This is a genomic window from Anaerotignum faecicola, assembly GCA_024460105.1.
GTDB lineage: Bacteria > Bacillota > Clostridia > Lachnospirales > Anaerotignaceae > JANFXS01.
In genome coordinates this window covers 1-494 of sequence record JANFXS010000183.1, presented here as the reverse complement: position 1 = coordinate 494, position 494 = coordinate 1, and the positions used below count along the sequence as shown (strand labels likewise).

The window sequence follows — 494 nt, the reverse complement described above, 5'->3', positions numbered from 1 at the left end:
GATCATGCAGCTGTTGAACCGGCTTCAGAAGGTGATAGTAATATTGATACAACAACTGATGAGAATACCGCAGCCCCCAGTTCTGATAACAGCAGCGATGTGGAAGCGCTATCTGACGATGCTGGACAGCTGTCCGTATCACGCCATTCTTCCTATGTTCTGACGACAGCAATTACTGTTATAGAGGAAAACGACAGCAATGATAAAGCTTTTGATGATGATAAAAATAACAAAGCTGCCGAAGTTCCTGCAGATAATCAGGAAAAAGCAGAAGAATTCCAGAACAAGGAAACAGATCCTGTGGAAGCCACTGATGGCGAAGTAAACGAGGAAACAACGATTGCGGCACCTGTGGAAACAGAAAGCAGTAATGATGCGGTAAGTGATGAAGAAGAACAGACATCGGTATCGTCCGAAGAAATGATCCAGGTGGATAATTCTATTGATAATCCGGCGGAAAAAACAGAGGACAACAGTGAGAATCTGTCTGATGA

Annotated in this window: 1 protein-coding gene; it reads left to right on the top strand. The window is 43.7% G+C overall.

Annotated elements, in window-relative coordinates:
* Positions 1-494, top strand: a 494-nt coding sequence (locus tag NE664_13420) for a hypothetical protein (protein MCQ4727632.1), incomplete at both ends; no start/stop codon positions are given.